Source organism: Winogradskyella forsetii, from assembly GCF_013394595.1.
GTDB lineage: Bacteria > Bacteroidota > Bacteroidia > Flavobacteriales > Flavobacteriaceae > Winogradskyella > Winogradskyella forsetii.
Map to the genome: position 1 here is coordinate 2611164 of NZ_CP053348.1, position 22249 is coordinate 2633412.

Below are 22249 nucleotides of genomic sequence, written 5' to 3' on the forward strand. Positions count from 1 at the left end.
CAGGCTTAAAATGAGCTTATAGCATAGCTATAGAAGATTATAAGTTTAACATTGCAATTAAAGAATGAAATGATAGTAATTACTTCCCGATGCAGAAATTAGCAAAAATATTACCCAACAAATCATCATTGGTAATCTCACCTGTAATCTCACCAAAGTGATACAAAGCTTGCCGAATATCTATAGCCAACAAATCGCCGGACAAGCCGGTTTCCAATCCGTACTGAACCTTCTGTATCTCTTCAAAAGCCTTTAGCAATGCATCATAGTGGCGGGAATTAGTAACAATAGTCTCATTATTACGCAATGCGCCTGTATTAATTAAATTGAGCAGTGTATTGGTCAATTGCTCGACGCCAAACCCCGTTTTAGCAGAAATAGGAATCAGATTTTCTGTGTGTGACCCAAGGCTTGAAGTCAGTTCCGCTAAATCTGTATCAGTAATTTGGTCAATCTTATTTAAGATCACCAACAACTGCTTTTGCGGAAACTTATTTTTTATTTTTTCAATTTCAATTTTAAAAGATTCAACGGCATTACCACCAACTGCCAACTGTGGACTACCAACTAAAAGCAAAACCACCTGCGCCTGCTCAATCTTTTCAAAGGTCTTTTTTATCCCAATACTCTCCACCACATCTTTAGTATCACGAATGCCTGCGGTATCAATAAACCGGAAACCAATTCCACCAATCGATATTTCATCTTCAATCGTATCTCTTGTGGTGCCCGCAATTTCAGACACTATAGCTCTATCTTCATTTAACAAAGCATTTAATAAGGTAGATTTCCCAACATTAGGCTCGCCAACTATGGCCACAGGAATACCATTTTTGATTACATTTCCAACCGAAAACGAATCAATCAAACGTTTCAATACAAAAGTGATACGCTCTATTAATTGTTTAAACTGGGTTCGGTCTGCGAATTCCACATCTTCCTCGGCAAAGTCCAATTCTAACTCAATTAAGGAAGCGAAGTTGAGCAGCTCTTCACGTAATTTGGCTATTTCAGAAGAAAAACCACCACGCATCTGTTGCATCGCAATCTGGTGAGATGCTTCATTATCACTTGAAATCAAATCTGCCACAGCTTCCGCCTGACTCAAATCCAATTTACCATTCAAAAAAGCACGTAAGGTAAACTCGCCTGCAGTCGCCATTCTACACCCTTGCCTTAAAAACAATTGAATGATTTCCTGTTGAATATAAGATGACCCATGACACGAAATCTCTACCACATTTTCCCCTGTATAGGAATTCGGGTCTTTAAAAACAGATACTAAAACCTCATCTATAGTTCGGTTAGCGTCCACAATATGACCTAAGTGAATGGTATGCGTCGCCTGTTGTGCTAAATCCTTCTTGGAAACCGATTTAAAACATTTTGAAGCTATAGTGATCGCCTCTTGTCCTGATAATCGGATAACCGCAATGGCGCCACTTCCAGAGGGCGTCGCTAAAGCTACAATGGTATCGTTATGCATCTTCAATTATTTATTGCAAAAGTATTGTAAATTATGGGATTCTTTAAATGAACACCTCTAAAAGCGTTCAATATTTTAGAGTGTTTATTTATTTTAAAGTGAATTATAGATTTTAAACCTTTATTTTATATTTGTAGTGTACAATAGCGATTCAAAATCAAACGTCTTAAATAATTATGAAAAAACTAGTCATTTACACCATCGTAAGTCTTTTATTTTTTAGTTGCAAAGAAGAACCAAAACGCACCGATTATATCATCAACGGTACGGCCAAAGATATTTATAATGGTGTAAGAGTACATCTTAATGAAACGGATGAAAAAGGAAGGGATAAGATCGTTGAAACCCAAATGGTGGTGAACGAGCAGTTTACTTTTGAAGGGAAAATGGACACACCAACCTTATATCACATCACCGTAAACAGTGTACCAGGAAAACTCCCAATAATGGTAGAAAACAGCGCAATACATGTTGATATCAATAAAGCAAAAATATCAGATTCGAAGATAACGGGTTCTAAATCCCAAAACATATATGAAACCTATCAAAATGGCTTAAAGGATATAGAAAAAGAAATAGGACGACTTAATTCTGAAATGCGAAGAGCAAGGTCGCAAAGGGATATGGCAAAACAAGCGGAACTAAAAACACAAATCGAGGCCGTAAAAGACAAACAAACGCAATATACCGTTGCTTATATAAATGACCACAACGAGGATATTTTTAGTCTTTATCTTATTCAGGAAGCACTAAAAGATCCTAATATGGATGTCGAAAAATATAGGGCTGCATTTAATAATTTAGACGCATCATTAAAGTCTTCTAAAGATAGCGCAGAAATTAAACTGAGATTAGACAACCTCTACAACACCCAAATGAAAACAGCCAATCTGGAAGTTGGTAAAGTAGCCCCTAATTTTAAAGCACCTACAGCAAATGATAAAATGGTATCTTTAAATGATCTTATGGGAAAAGTAACCATTATCGATTTTTGGGCAGCATGGTGTGGCCCATGCCGAAGGGAAAACCCAAATGTGGTTAAAGTCTACAACGAATTTCACGACCAAGGTCTAGAAATAATCGGTGTGTCCTTAGATGGGTCACGTGGACAAAAAGATCCCAAAAAAGCATGGTTGGATGCGGTTGAAAAAGACCAACTTAAATGGACTCAGGTATCGTATTTAAAATATTTCAATGATCCTGTAGCACAACTTTATAATATTAAGTCCATTCCAGCCACCTATATCCTTGATAAAGACGGAACCATTGTTGCAAAAAATCTTCGAGGAAATGCTCTAAAACAAAAAGTCGAAGAATTGTTGAAAAACTAAATTATCAATACCTTTAATTCAACTTTCCAGTCTTATGCAACACAAACAAGATAATAATAGGTATCGCCAATAAACCGATATACAATAAATCAGTTTGAAATAAACTTGGCATCAATATTAAGGTAATGACATAACCGCCAATGGCACCGCCAAAATGGGCGTCGTGACCAATATTTCCAATTCTTTTCTTCATTCCATAAATGGAGTACAATAAATAGCCTACACCAAACACATAGCCTGGAATTGGAATCGGTACAAAGAACATATACAAACTCATTCCTGGATTTATGAGAATTGCAGCATATAGAACTCCTGTAACCGCGCCACTCGCGCCAATAGCACTGTACCAATAGTCATCCTTATGAAAATAAAGGGAGAGTAAATTACCAAATATCAAACTAGCGAAATAGATAATTAGAAAATTAAAAGAACCAAGCGGCCTGACTACGTAATCTGCAAAAAAGTACAGGGTAAACATATTAAACAAAAAATGGGTAATATCCGCATGAAGAAATCCAGAACTTAACATTCTAATTTGCTCGCCTCGTCTTATGCTACCAACATTAAACTTATACTTTTCAAAAAAACTGCGATCATCAAATCCCTTAAACGATAGGATTCCGTTGGCTGCGATAATTAAAATGGTGACTATGCTTATTCCCAAATTGTCCATAAAATCTTAATCTTAAAAACCAAATATATATATTTGCGTTTAAATGCAATCATACTTTAATGCAACTTATTGCTTATATCTTAGTTTACCCCATTCTCTGGCTAATTTCAATCTTACCATTTAGATTACTTTATGGATTTTCGGATGTTATTTGTTTCTTTATGTATCGCGTTTTTGGCTACAGAAAACAGGTTGTAAAAGAGAATCTTAGATTGGTTTTTCCTGAAAAACCGGAAGCTGAAATCACTAAAATCACCAAACAATTCTATCATCATTTTTGCGATATGATGTTTGAAGCCATTAAATCCCTTACCATTTCCGAATCACAAATGAAAAAGCGATTTAAGTTTACAAACGTTGAATTGATCAATGACCTAGAAAACAAGAATAGAAGCATTATTTTAATGTGTGGCCATTACGGAAGTTGGGAATGGATCTTTATTTTACAGAAATACGTAAAGCACAAAGGTTTTGCGGTTTATAAACGTTTAAACAATAAGTATTTTGACAAATTGGTAAAACAGATTAGAGCCAAGTATGATTCGCACCTTATTACGACTAAAGAAACCTTTAATGTCCTACTTAAGAGCAAGCAAAATGGCGAATTAACCATTAATGGTTTTGTGTCTGACCAAACACCCAAAGTGCATAAAGCATTCCATTGGAACAAATTTATGGGCATTAAAGTCCCAATGTACACAGGTGCTGAAATGTTGGCAAAAAAATTGGATATGGCAGTAGTGTTTTTTAGTGTGAAACGACTAAAACGCGGTTATTACGAAACCACCTTTAAGACCATATCTGAACATCCACAAGAATACGATGATTACGAAATCACGGATATATTTTTCAAACTACTCGAAGAAAAAATTCTAGAAGCACCACAGTATTATCTTTGGACCCATCGACGCTGGAAGCATAAGGATAGCGTTCCCCCAGAATTCCTTTGATAAAAAGGATATTATTGAACCCTACAAATCAGTTACACGCTCAGTGCTAAACATTACATATCAAACCAAGCATCAACACTAACTGCTGTGGAAGTCCGATCTTTTAACGACTTATGCACAAACTCATTGTTACATTTTGAATACTCATAATCCTTAGCCCAAGTGCGATGATTTTGAGATAAATCAACAATACTATCACAAACGAATTTTATTTCAGCATTCGTCGTTGTAGGATGAATGGACATACGAATCCAACCTGGCTTACGCACCAAATCTCCAATGGATATTTCATTCGTTAATTCGTGAGACATTTGCTGATCTACATGCAACAGAAAATGCCCATAAGTACCAGCACAACTGCAACCACCACGTGTTTGAATCCCAAACTTATCATTCAACAATTTTACAGCGAGATTAAAATGTAAATCGTCGATATAGAATGAAATCACACCTAATCGTTCCTTATGCTGGCCAGCAAGAATATTAATATTTGGAATGTCTCCTAACTTATCAAAGATGATAGCCACAAGTTCATGTTCCCGCTGCAACATATTAGCCACTCCCATTTGTTCTTTTAAACGAATAGATAAAGCTGTTTTTATAGTTTGAAGAAATCCTGGTGTACCACCATCTTCCCGATCTTCAATATTATCGATGTACTTGTGCTCGCCCCAAGGATTCGTCCAACTCACCGTACCGCCTCCTGGACAATCTGGCACCATATTTTTATATAATTTCTTATTGAAAACCAAAACACCAGAGGTGCCAGGTCCACCCAAAAATTTATGAGGTGAAAAGAATATGGCATCTAATTGGGCATCTTCATCTTCAGGATGCATATCAATAGCTACGTAAGGTGCTGAACAGGCAAAATCCACAAAACAAACACCTCCATATTTATGCATCAATTTAGCAACCTCATGATGTGGAATCTGAATTCCCGTAACATTAGAACCGTCTATTATCGATGCAATTTTAATAGTACAATCTTTATATTGATGTAATAAGGTCTCTAAATTCTTTAGGCAAAATAAACCCTCTTCATTTGGTGGCACAACCTCAACTTTTGCCATGGTTTCCAACCACGTGGTTTGGTTAGAATGATGTTCCATATGTGAAATAAAAACAACAGGTCGCATTTCATCCGGAACCTTAGTAAACGCTTTTAAATTCTCAGGAACTTTTAACCCTAAAATACGTTGGAATTTATTTACCACGCCTGTCATTCCATTTCCCGAAACGATAAGGATATCGTCGGCATTCGCATTGACATGGTCTTTTATAATATGCCTTGCTTTATGATACGCTTTGGTCATAGCCGTACCTGAAACCGTTGTTTCTGTATGTGTATTGGCCACAAAAGGGCCAAAATCATTGGTCAGTTTTTCTTCAATAGGTCGGTATAAACGACCAGAAGCGGTCCAATCCGTATATATGATTTTTTGTTCGCCATAAGGCGACACAAAGGATTGTTCTTGACCAATAATATGCTTTCTGAACTGATTGAAATAGGTTTCTAAGTCAGTTACCATATCTTGTTTTATTGTTTCAGAAATCAAAGTCATAACATTATTATTTTCAAATCCCGTTTTCAAAACGGAATGAATTCAATATACAAAACTCATTTCACCTAAAGATTCTTGAGTCATGGATTATATTTAAAGATACTAAATATTTGCAATAGCCTTTATTTCCGCAATAAAACGATCTGCCAAAGTATCGGCAGCGTCTTGCGAAGGTGCTTCCGTATAGATTCTAATTATTGGCTCGGTATTGCTCTTACGTAAATGCACCCAACTATTTTCAAAATCAATTTTCACACCGTCGATAGTCGTTAATTTTTCGTGATTATAATTGGATTCCATGGTTTTCAGAATGCCATCGACATCCAATCCAGGTGTCAATTGAATTTTCTTCTTACTCATGTAATAATTAGGATATGTGGCTCTAAGTTCGCTTACCTTCATTTGTTTTTCAGCCAATAAACTTAAGAACAGCGCAACGCCAACCAAAGCATCACGACCATAATGTGATTCTGGATAAATTATACCACCATTTCCTTCACCTCCAATGACGACATTATTATTTTTCATTAAAGCCACCACATTGACTTCGCCCACAGCACTAGCTTCATAGGTTCCTCCATGTTTTTCGGTAACATCACGAAGTGCGCGCGTAGAACTCATATTACTAACGGTATTTCCTGGATTTTTGCTCAACACGTAATCTGCACAAGCAACCAAAGTGTATTCTTCGCCAAACATTTCGCCGGTTTCATCCATAAATGCCAAACGATCTACATCTGGATCAACTACAATTCCGAAATCAGCATGCTCCTTTACAACCGCTTTGGCCAAATCGCCTAAATGTTCTTTTAAAGGTTCTGGATTATGAGGAAAATGACCCGTTGGATCACAATATAATTTTACAGGCTCCACACCTAAACGCTCTAATAATAATGGAATGGCGATTCCTCCTGTAGAATTCACACCATCGACAACCACTTTAAAATTTGCTTTCTCAATGGCCTTTTTATTGACTAAGGGCAACGCTAAAACTTCATCAATATGTAAATCAATATAGGCATCGTTGATGGTTATTTTTCCCAAGTCATCAACTTCCGCAAAATTCATGGTATTGGAATCCGCAATCTCCAATATTTTCTGTCCTTCTTCACCATTTAAAAACTCACCTTTTGCATTTAATAGCTTTAAGGCATTCCATTGTTTTGGATTATGACTGGCTGTTAAAATAATACCACCATCGGCATGTTCCATTGGCACCGCAACCTCAACCGTTGGTGTAGTGGATAAGCCTAAATCAATCACGTGAATCCCTAAACCAACTAAAGTATTCATAACCAAATTCTGAATCATCTCTCCAGAAATTCTTGCATCACGTCCAACAACGACTCTATAGGTATCTTTATCACGTTGTTGTTTCAACCATGTTCCATAAGCGGCTGCAAACTTAACGGCATCTATGGGTGTGAGGTTTTCATCTACGAGTCCTCCAATGGTGCCACGAATTCCTGAAATTGATTTTATTAATGTCATAAATTTTTGATTTTCAGCAAATATAAATAGATATACCGTTTTATACTAGAAGTGGTTTAAACTTTTAGAATTGAAGCGAAAATTAATCATTTTGTGGTTAGTTAAAGGTTTGTTTTGGTTGCATAGCATGGCTACGGAACGAAAAAATGACAAAAGATAGTTCCAAAAGGACGAGTTTTTAGCCCGTTAAAAAAGCTTAAACCACTTCTTTAAGTTATGATCTATTTTAACTATGAAGTCTAAATACATTACAAAAATAAATGCAATTGATTTTTTGCCACGAATACACGAATCTTATATTTGCTTTAGATGAAAGTCTATAAATCTTTGGAATAGACCTAAGATCTGTATCATTTGTGAAATAGATAGTCAATTATTGTATTTGATATTATTGAAAACCTGTGAATTTGTGTATTCGTGGCAAAATTTATAGAGATTAAAAACTAATGCCTTATAATAAACTCCCAAACAATGTATTAGAAATGAATTTATTAAAACGAATTCTTTTCCATTCAGGAAATTGAAAATATACTTACTGACAATTTTTGTCATGTACTAAACTATTATGTGATCATGAATTTGTAATTTCGACGGATGAATTTTCTTGCCCACATCTATCTATCAGGCGACAACGAACTCATTACCATAGGAAACTTTGTGGGTGATGGTGTTAGAGGCAATAAATACAAATTGTACCCTTTAGAAATTCAAATAGGCATTCAACTGCATCGTCATATTGATACCTTTACGGATGCACATCCTATTTTTAGACGATGCACCAAGAGATTACATAAAGGATATGGTCACTATAGTGGTGTAATTGTTGATATATTTTTTGATCATTTTTTGGCTAAAAACTGGAAAGCATATGCTGATATTCCGCTCGATATTTACATTGCCGATTTTTATAAAACCTTAACTAACAACATAGCTATTCTTCCACCACGTTTTCAAAAATTGACTCCAATTATGATTGAAGGCAATTGGTTGCTGAGTTATGCAACGATTGAAGGTATTCAGTTGGTTCTGAATGGTATGAACCGCAGAACAAAAGGACGTTCTAAAATGAACGAAGCCACTAAAGAACTTAGAACTCATTATGATGGTTTTGAAAAGGATTTTACGTTGTTTTTCAGAGAATTGATGGTGTTTAGTGCTGAAAAACGTATAGAAATAGAACAAGATTTTAAGTTCTAAGGGTTTTTATTAGAATATGAAATAAAAATTATAGAACGCTCTGTTATCTTTGAATAATAAATGATTCCTGAATTTCTCAAAAAACAAGCGAGACCGATTATGACAAAGAAACCATCTAAATTTAAAAAAGCATTAAAAATAATTGGAGGCGTTATCATATTCTTCACCCTACCGACTCTCCTACTCTACGGGTTTATGTATGTAAAATACAATGAAGATTTACCAACGGGACAACAAGGTGCCAAAGCCGATCAACTAGCCAATAAAATGCTTGAAGCGTTAAATGAAGAGGCTTATCTCAATACTGATTATTTGGAATGGACTTTTAAGGGCAGACACCATTACAAATGGTATAAATCAGATAAAACCTGTGAAGTCTATTGGGATCATTTTATAGTTATTTTAGATCTGGAAAACCGCAATAATTCAAAAGTCTTTGTAGCTGAACAAGAATACGACGGCATAGAGAAACAAGATTATATCCGCAAGGCTGAAAGCTATTTCAACAATGATTCCTTTTGGTTAGTGGCACCTTACAAAGTTTTTGACCCAGGCACAAAACGTCGATTAATAAAAACAGAAGAAAATAAGGAAGCACTTTTAGTGACCTATACTTCAGGTGGCACAACACCAGGAGATTCCTATTTATGGCATTTAGATGCTGATGGAAAACCTAAAAACTTTCAAATGTGGGTTGATATTTTACCTATTGAGGGTTTAGAAGCCACATGGGAGAACTGGATAACTACCGAAAGTGGAGCCCAATTGCCTACGTTTCATAAGTTTTTGGTGTTTGGTTTGGAGATTAGTGAGGTTAAGAGTTTGAGATTATAATATATGTTATAAATAAATGGAACTCTACATTAATCACGCAACACTTCTTACTAAAAACTACGAACTGAAAACTGCCAACTAAGGACTGCAGGCTGAGACTGAAAACTACTTACTCCGCTGCCCTACAAACTGCTGACTCTTCAGCTTAAACAACACATTAAAACTCGTTAAACTCCCATAGCTTCTTGTAATATATTGTTGTAAATCTATCTTTTCCTGCTCTTCTAAATTACTGGAATTAATTTTTTGCTCCATCACACGCAACCGATCACGAACCATAGTGATTTTATGGAAGAATTTATCAATAGGCAACTCTGTGGATTTTAAGTTAGTGTCACCTGGTTGCATAATGAGTTTGCCTCCTTTCCACTTATCAGCGATACTTATAACTTCAGAAACATCGGACCATTTTTTTAGTATGGACTTTAAACTGCGTTCTACTTCATAAAAACTAATAGTATCCACTTCGTCTTCGGCGGCTTCAATAACTTCAAATTCCGAATCCAGATCTATGGTTTCCAATCCGTTTTCTATAAAGGTGACCCAATAGTGTTTTGACGTGACATTCGTAACCACGCCTTTTCCGTATTCGTTATGGTTGATTCTTGATCCTATGCCTAGTAATTTCATCTTATTCTAAAATTTATGACGTTGAAATAGGAAACTAAAATAAACAAAAATTAAATTTTAAGTGCAAAATTTTTGAATTGTTAAGGTATATCTAAAAGACTTGCATAATCCTATAAATCATAATATTTTTGAGATATTATCAATTTTAAACCATCTAATTATGAAAAATACAATTTTTACCCTATTATTTTTAGGATTTTATTCAATTCTGAGTGCTCAAAGTGATCCAAAAGTTGGTGATGAACTGATTATTAAAGCACCACTGACACAATCATATCACTACATCAAATTTCCAAAACCCAACATTTTAATCAAACGCGGTACAGTAACCCGTTATAAAAGTGTCTATGGAAATGAAGTGGTCGTCAATGAAGTCATAACCAAACCTAATGGCGAAGTCCATGTGGAACTAATGAAAAAAGACGGCAGCAAGTTTTTTGGCTTTTTGAGTAAAGTAAAAGCCAATTATACTAAAGCCATTGAAGCTGAAGAAATGATTACAGCACCTTAAATCTTATATAAATACCTCACAGATAAAGTGCTTTGGTAATTCAGGGCACTTTTTTTATTCCTGAAAAGTTGAAGAGTTAGTTTCTTTTGCTCATCAAAGTGGTTGCTTGCTATAGTAGTGTGTTTTTATCTCAAAGGCCCAGAGACATAAAGTTTAGAACTTAAAAAAACACATGCAGCTTTACGCCTTTGCGAGAAATCGTTTTTCAACAAGGATTGTCACTCCTTAAAAGTCAATTTACTAATCCTACCCTTTCCTGCTGCATAAGCCACAGAATCATTTAAAAACCGAATGGTATAATAACCTTCATCGCTTAGATGCTTCCATGAATCTCCTGCATCATTACTATAATCAATACCTTTAAATCCAATAGCAACTAGCTCTTTTCCCTCACTATTTGGAACATACTGGACACAGCTTCGATAACCTGGTCCATTTCCATTAGCCACAACTTGCCACGTTTTTCCACCGTCATTGGTTCTTATTTTGTTGTTTAATGTATCGTTCGGTTTGGTATAATCGCCGCCAATGGCGAATCCGTTTTTTTCATCGTAAAAATCCATGGAATAAATACCCGTCGTTTCTTTGCCTTGAATAATTGGTGTGTCGTAAACCTCCCAGGTTTTACCTTTATCGGGTGAGTATAGTATTCTGCTTGACTTTCCTCCTGTGGCTACCCAAGTATGGTCTCCAATTATGGCAATATTAGTGTCACTTGCTGCAAAGGCAGCTTCGCCTGCTTTCGCTTTTGGTAAATTATCACAAGATAATTTTGTCCAAGTGTCTCCACCATCTCTGGTTATGATAACACTCATACAATCGTCAGTTGGATCGCCAATTGCTATGCCTTCTTGGTCGTTCCAGAAGTCCATAGAATCGTAGAAGGCTTTTGGGTGGTTTTCTTTGTAAACCAATGTTGTTTCATCTCTACCTATTTTATATAAGAATGCAGGATTTTCAATACTTAATCCAAAAGCTGCATCATTTGTTTGGCCAAATGACCGAAAATTTATCTCATCTTCAATAATTTGTATTGGATACACAACTTCTGTCTCAAATAAAGTTTCCTCTGAATCTATTCTACTAATACTGCCACCATATCCTTTTGAACATAAAAAAAAAGCTCCATCAATTTGTGGAATAATTTCCAAAGCTCTCACATTCAACAAAGAATCTTGCAGCAACGTTTCAATTTCCATTTCTGAAAAACTTCTAGGTATTATTGATGCTTCATGTTTACAAGAAAATAATCCTACTAACAAAAGACCAAATATTAAAACGCGCATATTCCTAATTTTTCCTAAAAATAACAAAGCTTTATAATTTGAAAGTTAATTAGCCCAACAATTAAACAAATGTGTACCTTTGCACGTCCTTTTTTGCAGAACTATTCAACAGCAAGTAAAGACTGAAAAATTCAATACCGATTATGAGATTACACAGAAACTTATGCTTCGCAGTAATAGATGGTTTACACCTAATTTTTAATGAAGGGGAATATGCCGATAAAGTGATTCAACAATTACTAAAACGCGATAAACGTTGGGGAAGTCGCGATAGAGGTTTCGTGGCAGAAACGGTTTACACTATTGTGCGCTACCAAAGACTATATGCCGAAATCGCAGATGTAAAAGCACCTTACCATAGAGATAATCTTTGGCGGATGTTTGCCGTTTGGGCGACGCTGAAAGGCATAAAATTACCAGACTGGAAATATTTTACTGACACACCTACCCGAAAAATAAAGGGCCGATTTGACGAACTATCCAAAATTAGAAAATACAAAGAATCCATTCCTGATTGGATGGATGAATTGGGTGTTGCTGAGTTAGGCGAAGCAGAATGGACCAAAGAAATAGCCATGCAAAACGAGCAAGCCGATGTTATTCTTAGAGTCAATACGCTTAAAACCAATAAAGAGGATTTACAACTCAAACTACAATCCGAGGATATAGAAACCGAGTTTTTACCAAATCATCCTTATGCCTTAAAGTTAACGGAACGTGCAAACGTATTTGTAACTGAAGCTTTTAAAGATGGTTGGTTCGAAGTTCAAGATGCGTCTTCCCAATTAGTAGCTGATTACTTAGACGTGAAACCGGGTATGAAAGTTGTGGATGTTTGTGCAGGTGCTGGCGGGAAATCTTTGCATTTAGCGGCTTTGATGGAAAATAAAGGCCAGGTCATCTCAATGGATATTTACGAAAGTAAATTGAAAAAATTAAAGATTAGAGCTCGTAGAAATGGGGTTCATAATATTGAGATGAAAGTCATAGATTCTACAAAACCAATTAAGAAATTACATGGCAAAGCGGACCGTTTACTAATTGATGCGCCATGTTCTGGATTAGGTGTATTAAGACGAAATCCGGATGCAAAATGGAAATTACAACCAGAATTTATTGAAAGCATCAAACAAACACAGTTGGAAGTTTTAGAACACTATTCCAAAATGGTAAAATCTGGCGGAAAAATGGTTTATGCTACCTGTTCTATTTTACCTTCCGAAAATCAAAAACAAGTCGACAAATTTTTAACATCTGAAGCCGGAAAAGATTTTACCTTTGTCAAAGACAAAAAAGTACTGGCACACAAATCTGGTTTTGACGGCTTTTATATGGCACTTTTAGAAAAGAAATAACCCAAATAACAATTCAACTATTTTACACATGAAGCATTTTTACCTATTATTTATTTTTATCACTAGCATTGGTTTTGCGCAAATTCCTGCAAACTATTATGATAGTGCAAACGGCTTATCAGGTTTTGAACTAAAAACCCAATTAAAAACCATTATTACCAACGGCCATAATGATCAAGGTTATGGTAGTTTATATGATGGCTATATAACCACACATACCGATAATATTTCCCAAAGTGGTTACGAAAATGATGGTACTATATTATTATACTACACGGAAAACCCAAACGGAACAGATCCTTACACGTATAATCATGGTTCTAACCAATGTGGTAATTATAATGCCGAAGGCGTATGTTACAATCGTGAGCATACCATTCCGCAATCGTCTTTTGGAAGTGCCTCTCCAATGCAAAACGACATTCATCATGTCGTTCCTAGCGATGGTTTTGCGAATGGACAAAGAGGGAGTTTGCCTTTTGGAACTGTTGGTTCCGCAAACTGGACCTCTTTAAATGGTTCTAAACGTGGTAACAGTAATGTGTCTGGATATTCCGGAAATGTTTTTGAACCTATTGATGAGTTTAAAGGTGATATTGCAAGGTCTATTCTGTATTTTGTAACACGTTATGAAGATACGGTTGACGGTTACACCAGTTTTGATATGTTTAATGGCACAGAAAACCAAGCTTTAGAAGATTGGGCAGTTGACATGTTATTGGATTGGCACTACAATATAGATCCTGTGGACCAAAGCGAAATTAATAGAAATAACGCAGCTTATAACTATCAAGGCAACGCCAACCCTTTTGTAGATCATCCAGAATATGCCAACTTAATTTGGAATCCGAATCCAGATACGGAAGCGCCTTCAGATCCGACAAATTTAGTAGCTTCTAATCCAACTGATAACTCTATTGTTTTGACATGGACGGCTTCTACAGACAATATTGGAGTTGCTTCCTATGATGTCTATATTGATGAATCTTTTATGTTCAACTCTGTAAATACAACAGCAATAGTAACAGGTTTAGTACCTGATACAAATTATTGCTTTACTGTAAAAGCAAAAGATGCAGCTGGTAATGAATCTGGTTTCAGTAATGAGGCTTGTGAAACAACTACGAATAGTGGAACTGGCGGTTCTGATTGCTTAACCGAGACTTTCACGAATTTAGATACTTCTATTAGCTCTTATTCAGATGTCACTTGGACAGGAGACGAAGGTGGGATTTGGAGTGCTACAGATGCTAGAACCGATCAAGATCTTAACGGAACTTCTGCCATAACAGTTAGAAACGGTGCTTTAAATTTACCAACTACTTCTGGTGGTATAGGTATCCTAACGGTAACGACAAAACGCGTATTTAGTGGTTCTTCTGGAACTTTTAATCTTAACGTCAATGGGGATTTGGTTGGCACTATAGCTTATGATGATACCTCACAAACTATTGTAATTCCAAATATAAATGTAGAAAATAATGTTTCTGTTGTCATTGACGGTAATAGTGGATCAGGTAATAGAGTGGTCTTTGATGACATTTCTTATACCTGCTATTCTTCTTTAGGTGCTGGTGAGTTTAATACATCAAACGTAAAGCTGCATCCAAATCCTGTTAAAAATAATTTAACTATAGATTTAGGCCCTAACATTGATACGAGCATAGAGATCTATGATCTTCTTGGCAAACGCGTACTAAAAAACACAATCCATAAAACGAGTGCTTTAAATCTCCAAAATTTAAAATCTGGAATTTACATCGTGAAAATTAAACAAGGTAATTCTACTATAACCAAGAAGTTGATTAAACAGTAAATAAAATAAGCATAACAATGAAAAGCAGCTGCACTTGGATTACGCTAAGTGACTAGCTGCTTTTTTGTTTAAAACTTGTTGAATACTTCATTATTTGAAATTCAATTCTTATGAAGTTTATCCTAAAATGAACTAACTTTGTAGTAAATATTTTTCACGTTAAAAACAACATTAAATGATCCACTTCTTTGGAAACGTAAACAGTAAGGTATTTGCTGTTCAAACAGCAGAAGAATTATTAACCGAAACCGTCTCTAAATTGATATGGTTATTCGGCAACCAACCTAAAATAGAACAAGCATCAATTGATGCTTTTTTTGTTGGACCAAGAGCCGCAATGATTACGCCTTGGAGTACAAATGCCGTTGAGATTACCCAAAACATGGGAGTTTCTGATATTATTAGAATTGAAGAATTTACCGCTGTCCCTGAAGATTATAAGGACTTTGATCCTATGATCTCAGAAAAATATCGAAGTTTGAATCAAGAGATATTCAACATTAATATTCAACCTGAAAAGATTCAGGATATCGAAAATATTTCCGCATACAATCAACAAGAAGGTTTATCACTTAGCGACGAAGAAGTCGATTATCTTGAAAGTGTTTCAAAAAAAATAGGACGACCATTAACCGACTCTGAAGTGTTTGGGTTCTCTCAAGTGAATTCTGAGCATTGTCGTCATAAAATATTCAATGGTACGTTTGTTATTGATGGTGAAGAAAAAGAAACGTCATTATTCAAACTTATTAAGGAAACCTCAAAACAAAATCCGAACGATATAGTTTCAGCATATAAAGATAATGTCGCTTTTATAAAAGGACCAGTCGTAGAGCAGTTCGCACCAAAACGTGCTGATATTCCTGATTTTTACAATACCCAAGATTTTGAATCCGTTATTTCCCTCAAAGCAGAAACACACAATTTCCCAACAACGGTTGAACCTTTTAATGGCGCAGCAACAGGTTCTGGTGGTGAAATCAGGGATCGTCTGGCTGGAGGAAAAGGCTCTTTACCATTGGCAGGAACGGCTGTTTATATGACATCCTATTCAAGATTAAACGACGAACGTCCTTGGGAAAAAGCATTCCCAGAGCGCAAATGGCTCTACCAAACTCCAATGGACATTTTAATCAAAGCGAGTAATGGCGCATCCGATTTTGGAAATAAGTTTGGACAACCGTTAATCTGTGGCTCGGTTTTAACTTTTGAGCATGATGAAAATAATGATAGCACTCTAAGCACAATAGAAGGCTCTCAACCTCGAAAGCTCGGCTATGACAAAGTCATTATGCAAGCTGGTGGCATTGGTTACGGAAAAGCGAACCAAGCTTTAAAAGATATGCCAAAAGAAGGCGACAAAATTGTTATCCTTGGTGGAGATAATTATAGAATCGGAATGGGAGGTGCTGCAGTTTCTTCTGCCGATACAGGTGCACTGGCCTCTGGTATCGAACTCAATGCCGTTCAACGTTCTAATCCCGAAATGCAAAAACGTGCAGCCAATGCTGTTCGTGGCATGGTGGAAAGTGATGAAAATTTTATCGTTTCCATTCACGATCATGGTGCAGGTGGACATCTGAATTGTTTATCGGAATTGGTTGAAGATACTGGTGGAAAAATAGACTTAGACAAACTTCCTGTTGGAGACCCTACATTGTCTGCAAAAGAGATTATAGGTAACGAATCCCAAGAACGAATGGGATTGGTAATTGCTGATAAACACTTAGAAACATTACATAACATTGCGGATAGAGAACGCTCACCAATTTATGATGTTGGCGAAGTGACGGGTAAACATCGATTTACTTTTGAATCTAAAACATCTGGTGAAAAACCGATGGATTTAGCCTTAGAAGATATGTTTGGAAGTTCTCCTAAAACCGTGATGAGTGATATTACAGTTGAAAAACAGTATAGTGGCATTTCTTATGATACCAATAAATTCTACGATTATTTAGACCAAGTTCTACAACTTGAAGCTGTGGCTTGCAAAGATTGGTTAACTAATAAAGTTGACCGTTGCGTTGGTGGAAAGGTAGCGAAACAACAATGTGTTGGGCCTTTACAATTGCCATTAAATAATGTTGGCGTCATGGCGCTCGATTTTAAAGGTAAAGAAGGCATAGCAACATCGATTGGCCACGCTCCTATTTCGGGATTAATCAATCCTGTGGCAGGAAGCAGAAATTCAATTACTGAAGCATTGACCAATATGATTTGGGCACCGCTCAAAGACGGATTAAAAAGTGTGTCATTATCAGCAAACTGGATGTGGCCATGTAAAAATGAAGGCGAAGATGCACGTTTGTATGAAGCTGTAAAAGCGATTTCAGAATTTTCAATTGATTTAGGCATCAACGTACCGACAGGAAAGGATTCGCTTTCCATGAAACAAAAATATCCTGATGGCGATGTTATTTCTCCTGGAACCGTTATTATTTCTGCAGCAGCCAATTGTAATGATATTACTAAAGTGGTTGAACCTGTTTTTCAAAAAGGAAAAGGATCAATTTATTATATTAATATCTCTCAGGACTCTTATGAATTGGGTGGAAGTTCATTCGCTCAAATTAATAATAAAATTGGAAATACCACGCCAACTATTAAAAGTGCTAACTACGTTAAGACCGTCTTCAATACGATCCAAGATTTAATAAAAGACAATCAAATTGTTGCAGGACATGATGTAGCTTCTGGAGGCTTAATTACGACTTTATTGGAAATGTGTTTTGCTGATACTAATTTAGGAGCAGAATTAAATATTACAGAAATCAACGAAAAAGATGCGTTCAAAGTGTTATTTGCCGAAAATGCAGGAATCGTTTTTCAGTCTGCCGATGATACGATTGAAACGGTTTTAGCAAATGCAAATATTGAATTTCACAAATTAGGACGTGTTATGGAAAGTGATGTCTTGGGCATCACCAACGGCGACCAAGTATTTAGCATGACGATTTCAAGATTACGGGATATGTGGTTTAAAACCTCTTATCTTCTAGATCAGAAGCAAACCGCAAACGGGTTGGCAAAGGAAAGATTTAATAATTATAAAAATCAGCCCTTAAATTATTCATTCCCGAATCATTTTACAGGACAGCTTCCTCAAATTAATTCGAATCAATCCCGACCAAAAGCTGCAATTTTAAGAGAAAAAGGAAGTAATTCTGAACGTGAAATGGCCAATGCCATGTATTTAGCTGGATTCGATGTAAAAGATGTGCACATGACCGATTTAATTTCTGGTCGTGAAAACTTAGAAGATATTCAGTTTTTAGGTGCTGTTGGTGGTTTTAGTAATTCTGATGTTTTAGGTTCTGCCAAAGGTTGGGCAGGCGCCATAAAATACAATGAGAAAGCGAACAAAGTGATTAAAAACTTCTTCAAACGAGAAGATACGCTTACTATTGGCATCTGTAATGGTTGCCAATTATGGATGGAATTAGATTTAGTAAATCCTGAGCATGAGGATCACGGAAAAATGACTTATAACGATTCCAAAAAGCACGAAAGCGGCTTTACGTCTGTGAAAATTCATGAGAATAACTCGGTTATGCTTTCAAGTTTAGCTGGAAGTACTTTAGGGGTTTGGATTTCTCATGGCGAAGGAAAATTTAATTTACCTTATTCAGAAGATAAATACCATATTGTCGCCAAATATGGTTATGCTGACTATCCTGCCAATCCAAATGGTTCAGATTTTAATACGGCCATGCTTTGCGATAAAACAGGACGGCATTTAGTAACTATGCCGCATATTGAGCGTTCTACATTCCAATGGAATTGGGCAAATTATCCAGAAGGAAGAAAAGATGAAGTTTCACCGTGGTTAGAGGCTTTTGTGAATGCGAGATTATGGATTGAAGATAATAACAATAGTTAAAAGTTATGTAGTCGAAAATCAAAATAGAGAAACTTTTTTCAGCTCGTATTTAATTTTTCATCCTGAATATAAACGACCTACTTGTTGCCGTTATATTTATCTTTTTGAAAAAGACGGTTTTATTATTAATTCTAAAAAAGTGAAACCAACTAATCTCTGAACTAAAAAAATATAATTTTTTAAGGTTATGTCATCAGATAAACCTTACTATTTCATAAGGTTATAGGTACTTTACATGACCTCTCGAATTTTATTGTAAATTTTTTTTATTCTTCATCATTTTCATAATATTTAATTTTATAACTTTAAAATCGATATTTTCGCAATATCCCTTACTAATTTTTGCTAAAAATGAACATGACAGAAGTAACACGCCTTTTCGATTTTCCATATTACCAATTAAAACACAAACCAAACGATAGCGCCTTGGTTACCAAATATAACGGTAAATGGGAAGCTATATCGACGCAAGAATATATAGATAAATCAAATGCCATGAGCAGGGCATTATTGCGTTTGGGCATTCAAAAAAACGATAAAATAGCGGTTATTTCCACTACCAATAGAACGGAATGGAACATCATGGATATTGGTGTTCTTCAACTAGGTGCGCAAAATATTCCGATATACCCTACCATTAGTGCTGAGGATTACGAGTATGTTCTCAACCATAGCGAATCTATTTATTGCTTCGTTTCAGATAAAGAGGTGTTAGAAAAAGTTAGAAAAATTCAAGATAAAACCAAAATAAAAGAGGTGTATTCCTTTGATCATATTGAAGGTTGTAAGCACTATTCTGAATTATTCGAATTAGGTAAAGATGACAGTAACCAACCCGAAGTTGAAGCACGAAAAGATGCTGTAAAACCTGAAGATTTAGCTACCATAATTTATACATCAGGCACCACAGGACGACCAAAAGGCGTCATGCTTTCGCATTGGAATATTACCAGTAATGCCTTGGACAGTTCGCCAAGGGTTCCTTTAAAGGAAGGAGAAAATCGCATCTTAAGTTTCTTACCTATTTGCCATATTTTTGAACGCCTTTTAATTTATGTGTACCAATATGCTGGGACTTCGATTTATTTTGCTGAAGCCATTGATAAAATTGGAGACAATGCTAAAGAAATAAAGCCTAATTTAATGAGCGTGGTTCCTCGACTTCTTGAAAAAGTCTTTGATAAAATTATGCTTAAAGGCGAAGAATTAACAGGCATAAAAAAAGGATTGTTCTTTTGGGCCGTAAGATTAGGAGAACGTTGGGAACCTTATGGTGCCAATGGTGCTTGGTACGAGTTTCAACTAAAAATAGCCAATAAACTTATATTCAGCAAATGGCGTGAAGCCCTTGGTGGCGAATTAGGCACTATGGTTTCTGGTAGTGCAGCCTTGCAACCTAGGTTGGCAAGAATGTTTGGAGCGGCCAATATGCGTGTTATGGAAGGCTATGGTTTAACCGAAACCTCTCCCGTTGTAGCCGTTGGTTTATATAAAGACAAAAATTATAGAGTGGGAACGGTTGGAAAACCAATTGATAATGTAGAGGTTAAAATTGCAGAAGATGGTGAACTTCTAATTAAAGGCCCTAATGTTATGTTAGGGTATTATAAAGACCCTGAAAAAACAGCTAGTGTTATGACAGGCGATTATTTCCATACTGGAGATAAAGGAGAAATTGATGCCGATGGTTTCTTAAAAATTACAGGTCGTAAAAAGGAAATGTTTAAAACCTCTGGTGGAAAATATATCATTCCGCCACTTTTAGAAAACGACATGAAACAATCGCTTTTTATTGAACAAATCATGGTGGTCGGTGAAGGCGAAAAAATGCCTGCAGCGCTGATTCAGCCAAATTTTGATTTTATACGCGATTGGATTGACCATAAACAAAATGGTGTTGGAAAAACGGAAACTGAAATTGCTAATTCCGAAATCGTGATTAATCGCATACAACGAGAAATAGATAAGTACAATAAACACTTTGGAAAATGGGAACAAATTAAACGATTTGAACTCACGCCAGATGTGTGGTCTATTGATGGTGGACACCTTACGCCTACCATGAAAATGAAGCGCGCCATTATTAAGGATATTTATCAAAATCTTTATGATAAAATTTATCGTGCTTAATACCAAAATAAATTACTGATAACCATATAAGAGCATTTACTGGTATTAATCTAAGTTTTATGTTCTTAATCGTTGATTTCAAACATTTTACGCCAAATATCATATCTTAGGTAATCGTAACCGCTAAATCCTATCATATGAAAACTAAAACATTTATCATTGCTGGTATTTGTGGAGGTATTGTGAACTGGCTTCTAGGCTGGTTGGGTTATGGTATTATTCTTGCCGACTACTTTCCACAACCAAAAGAAGATACACGCTCACAAATTTTTATATGTCTTGGATATTTATCTTTAGGCTTCTTTCTGTCTTATTTTTATAATCGTTGGGCACAAATTGCTACGATTTCTACAGGTGCTAGAGCTGGCGCATTCTTCGGATTGTTCTTAGCTTTATGGGCTGGCTTTTTTAATATAGCCATGGATGCTTCAATGACCACCGAATTATTCACGCTGGATATCGCTATTTCCATAGGCATCACAGCAGTGACTGGTGCAATTGTTGGATTTATTAATGGCAAAATGAAATGAAAGTAAGGAAAGCTTTCAAAACAAACTTCTCTAAATAATACCCTCAAATTTTAAATTAAAATTTTGGTAATTTATTATGCGTGCATAGTATTTTTTATTATCTTTGGTTTCACATTTTAGTTTTATGAAAGACAAAACAATAGATTATATTCTGAGAACCACGTGGTTGGCAGTTAATAAAATGTATAACGAAGAAGCCTCTCAATTTGGGACAACAATGGCTACCGGTTTTGCCTTACTAAGTATTGACCCTGAAAAAGGAACACCTTCTACGTCTTTGGGCCCTAAAATGGGAATGGAAGCCACTAGCCTTTCTAGAACTTTAAAAACTATGGAAGCCAATGGCTTAATTGAGCGCAAACCAAACCCAGAAGATGGACGTGGTGTCTTAATTTTCTTGACAGATTTTGGAAGAGAAAAAAGAGCATTATCAAAAGAAAAAGTACTAACATTTAACGAAACTATTAAAGCAAATGTTTCTGAAGAAGAATTAGCAAACTTTACGAAAGTAGCCGAAGTCATTAATAATATGATTTCCAATAAACAGATATACAACAAAAAAGAACACATTTTAAAATAAG

General features: G+C 35.8%; 17 protein-coding genes. 11 read left to right on the forward strand and 6 right to left on the reverse strand.

Annotated elements, in window-relative coordinates; genetic code table 11:
* Positions 1 to 79 precede the first annotated feature (79 nt).
* A complete protein-coding gene (gene mnmE, locus HM987_RS11340) occupies positions 80 to 1486 on the reverse strand; it encodes a tRNA uridine-5-carboxymethylaminomethyl(34) synthesis GTPase MnmE (RefSeq protein ID WP_179008120.1) in 1407 nt (468 codons plus the stop codon).
* 176 nt (positions 1487 to 1662) lie between these two features.
* Between mnmE and HM987_RS11345 the strand changes: the two genes are divergently transcribed.
* A complete protein-coding gene (locus HM987_RS11345) occupies positions 1663 to 2817 on the forward strand; it encodes a TlpA disulfide reductase family protein (RefSeq protein ID WP_179008122.1) in 1155 nt (384 codons plus the stop codon).
* Positions 2818 to 2830: 13 nt separating this feature from the next.
* On the opposite strand, the gene HM987_RS11350 is transcribed toward HM987_RS11345, so the two are convergent.
* A complete protein-coding gene (locus tag HM987_RS11350; protein WP_229724412.1) occupies positions 2831 to 3490 on the reverse strand; it encodes a rhomboid family intramembrane serine protease in 660 nt (219 codons plus the stop codon).
* Positions 3491 to 3549: 59 nt separating this feature from the next.
* Between HM987_RS11350 and HM987_RS11355 the strand changes: the two genes are divergently transcribed.
* Entirely contained in the window at positions 3550 to 4440 is an 891-nt protein-coding gene (locus HM987_RS11355; protein WP_179008124.1) for a lysophospholipid acyltransferase family protein, read from the forward strand.
* Positions 4441 to 4493: 53 nt separating this feature from the next.
* Here HM987_RS11355 and HM987_RS11360 read toward each other — a convergent pair whose 3' ends face one another.
* Both HM987_RS11360 and glmM read right to left on the reverse strand, forming a co-directional pair.
* Positions 4494 to 6005, reverse strand: coding sequence for an aminotransferase class V-fold PLP-dependent enzyme (locus tag HM987_RS11360; RefSeq protein ID WP_179008126.1), 1512 nt, complete (start codon positions 6003 to 6005; stop codon positions 4494 to 4496).
* Between the two features lie 102 nt (positions 6006 to 6107).
* Positions 6108 to 7496 carry a phosphoglucosamine mutase gene (gene glmM / locus HM987_RS11365; protein ID WP_179008128.1) on the reverse strand — a complete coding sequence of 463 codons (1389 nt, stop codon included), beginning with the start codon at positions 7494 to 7496 and terminating at the stop codon, positions 6108 to 6110.
* Positions 7497 to 8090: 594 nt separating this feature from the next.
* Here glmM and HM987_RS11370 point away from each other — a divergent pair.
* Together HM987_RS11370 and HM987_RS11375 are read left to right on the forward strand one after the other, a co-directional pair.
* The gene (locus HM987_RS11370; protein WP_179008130.1) at positions 8091 to 8693 is read left to right on the forward strand and encodes an acyl carrier protein phosphodiesterase; all 603 of its coding nucleotides are present in this window, start codon (positions 8091 to 8093) and stop codon (positions 8691 to 8693) included.
* A gap of 99 nt (positions 8694 to 8792) precedes the next feature.
* A complete protein-coding gene (locus HM987_RS11375) occupies positions 8793 to 9527 on the forward strand; it encodes a YfdX family protein (protein WP_179008134.1) in 735 nt (244 codons plus the stop codon).
* Between the two features lie 105 nt (positions 9528 to 9632).
* Here the strand turns inward: HM987_RS11375 and HM987_RS11380 are convergent, their stop codons facing one another.
* Complete coding sequence (locus tag HM987_RS11380) at positions 9633 to 10157, reverse strand: hypothetical protein (RefSeq protein WP_179008135.1); 525 nt, start codon at positions 10155 to 10157, stop codon at positions 9633 to 9635.
* 160 nt (positions 10158 to 10317) lie between these two features.
* On the opposite strand from HM987_RS11380, the gene HM987_RS11385 reads away from it, so the two are divergent.
* Positions 10318 to 10668 (forward strand): hypothetical protein, encoded by a 351-nt coding sequence (locus HM987_RS11385; RefSeq protein WP_179008137.1) that lies wholly within the window; start codon positions 10318 to 10320, stop codon positions 10666 to 10668.
* A gap of 218 nt (positions 10669 to 10886) precedes the next feature.
* Here HM987_RS11385 and HM987_RS11390 read toward each other — a convergent pair whose 3' ends face one another.
* Positions 10887 to 11954, reverse strand: coding sequence for a WD40/YVTN/BNR-like repeat-containing protein (locus tag HM987_RS11390; RefSeq protein WP_179008139.1), 1068 nt, complete (start codon positions 11952 to 11954; stop codon positions 10887 to 10889).
* 143 nt (positions 11955 to 12097) lie between these two features.
* On the opposite strand from HM987_RS11390, the gene HM987_RS11395 reads away from it, so the two are divergent.
* The 6 genes from HM987_RS11395 to HM987_RS11420 all read left to right on the forward strand — a co-directional run bounded on the left by HM987_RS11395 (position 12098) and on the right by HM987_RS11420 (position 22248).
* Positions 12098 to 13309 carry an RsmB/NOP family class I SAM-dependent RNA methyltransferase gene (locus HM987_RS11395; protein WP_179008141.1) on the forward strand — a complete coding sequence of 404 codons (1212 nt, stop codon included), beginning with the start codon at positions 12098 to 12100 and terminating at the stop codon, positions 13307 to 13309.
* Positions 13310 to 13337: 28 nt separating this feature from the next.
* A complete protein-coding gene (locus HM987_RS11400; protein ID WP_179008143.1) occupies positions 13338 to 15125 on the forward strand; it encodes an endonuclease in 1788 nt (595 codons plus the stop codon).
* Between the two features lie 175 nt (positions 15126 to 15300).
* The gene (purL, locus tag HM987_RS11405) at positions 15301 to 19008 is read left to right on the forward strand and encodes a phosphoribosylformylglycinamidine synthase (protein ID WP_179008145.1); all 3708 of its coding nucleotides are present in this window, start codon (positions 15301 to 15303) and stop codon (positions 19006 to 19008) included.
* A gap of 357 nt (positions 19009 to 19365) precedes the next feature.
* Positions 19366 to 21138, forward strand: coding sequence for an AMP-dependent synthetase/ligase (locus HM987_RS11410; protein WP_179008147.1), 1773 nt, complete (start codon positions 19366 to 19368; stop codon positions 21136 to 21138).
* Positions 21139 to 21275: 137 nt separating this feature from the next.
* A complete protein-coding gene (locus HM987_RS11415; RefSeq protein WP_179008149.1) occupies positions 21276 to 21668 on the forward strand; it encodes a hypothetical protein in 393 nt (130 codons plus the stop codon).
* A gap of 124 nt (positions 21669 to 21792) precedes the next feature.
* Positions 21793 to 22248 (forward strand): MarR family winged helix-turn-helix transcriptional regulator, encoded by a 456-nt coding sequence (locus tag HM987_RS11420; RefSeq protein ID WP_179008151.1) that lies wholly within the window; start codon positions 21793 to 21795, stop codon positions 22246 to 22248.
* Position 22249: the final 1 nt, after the last annotated feature.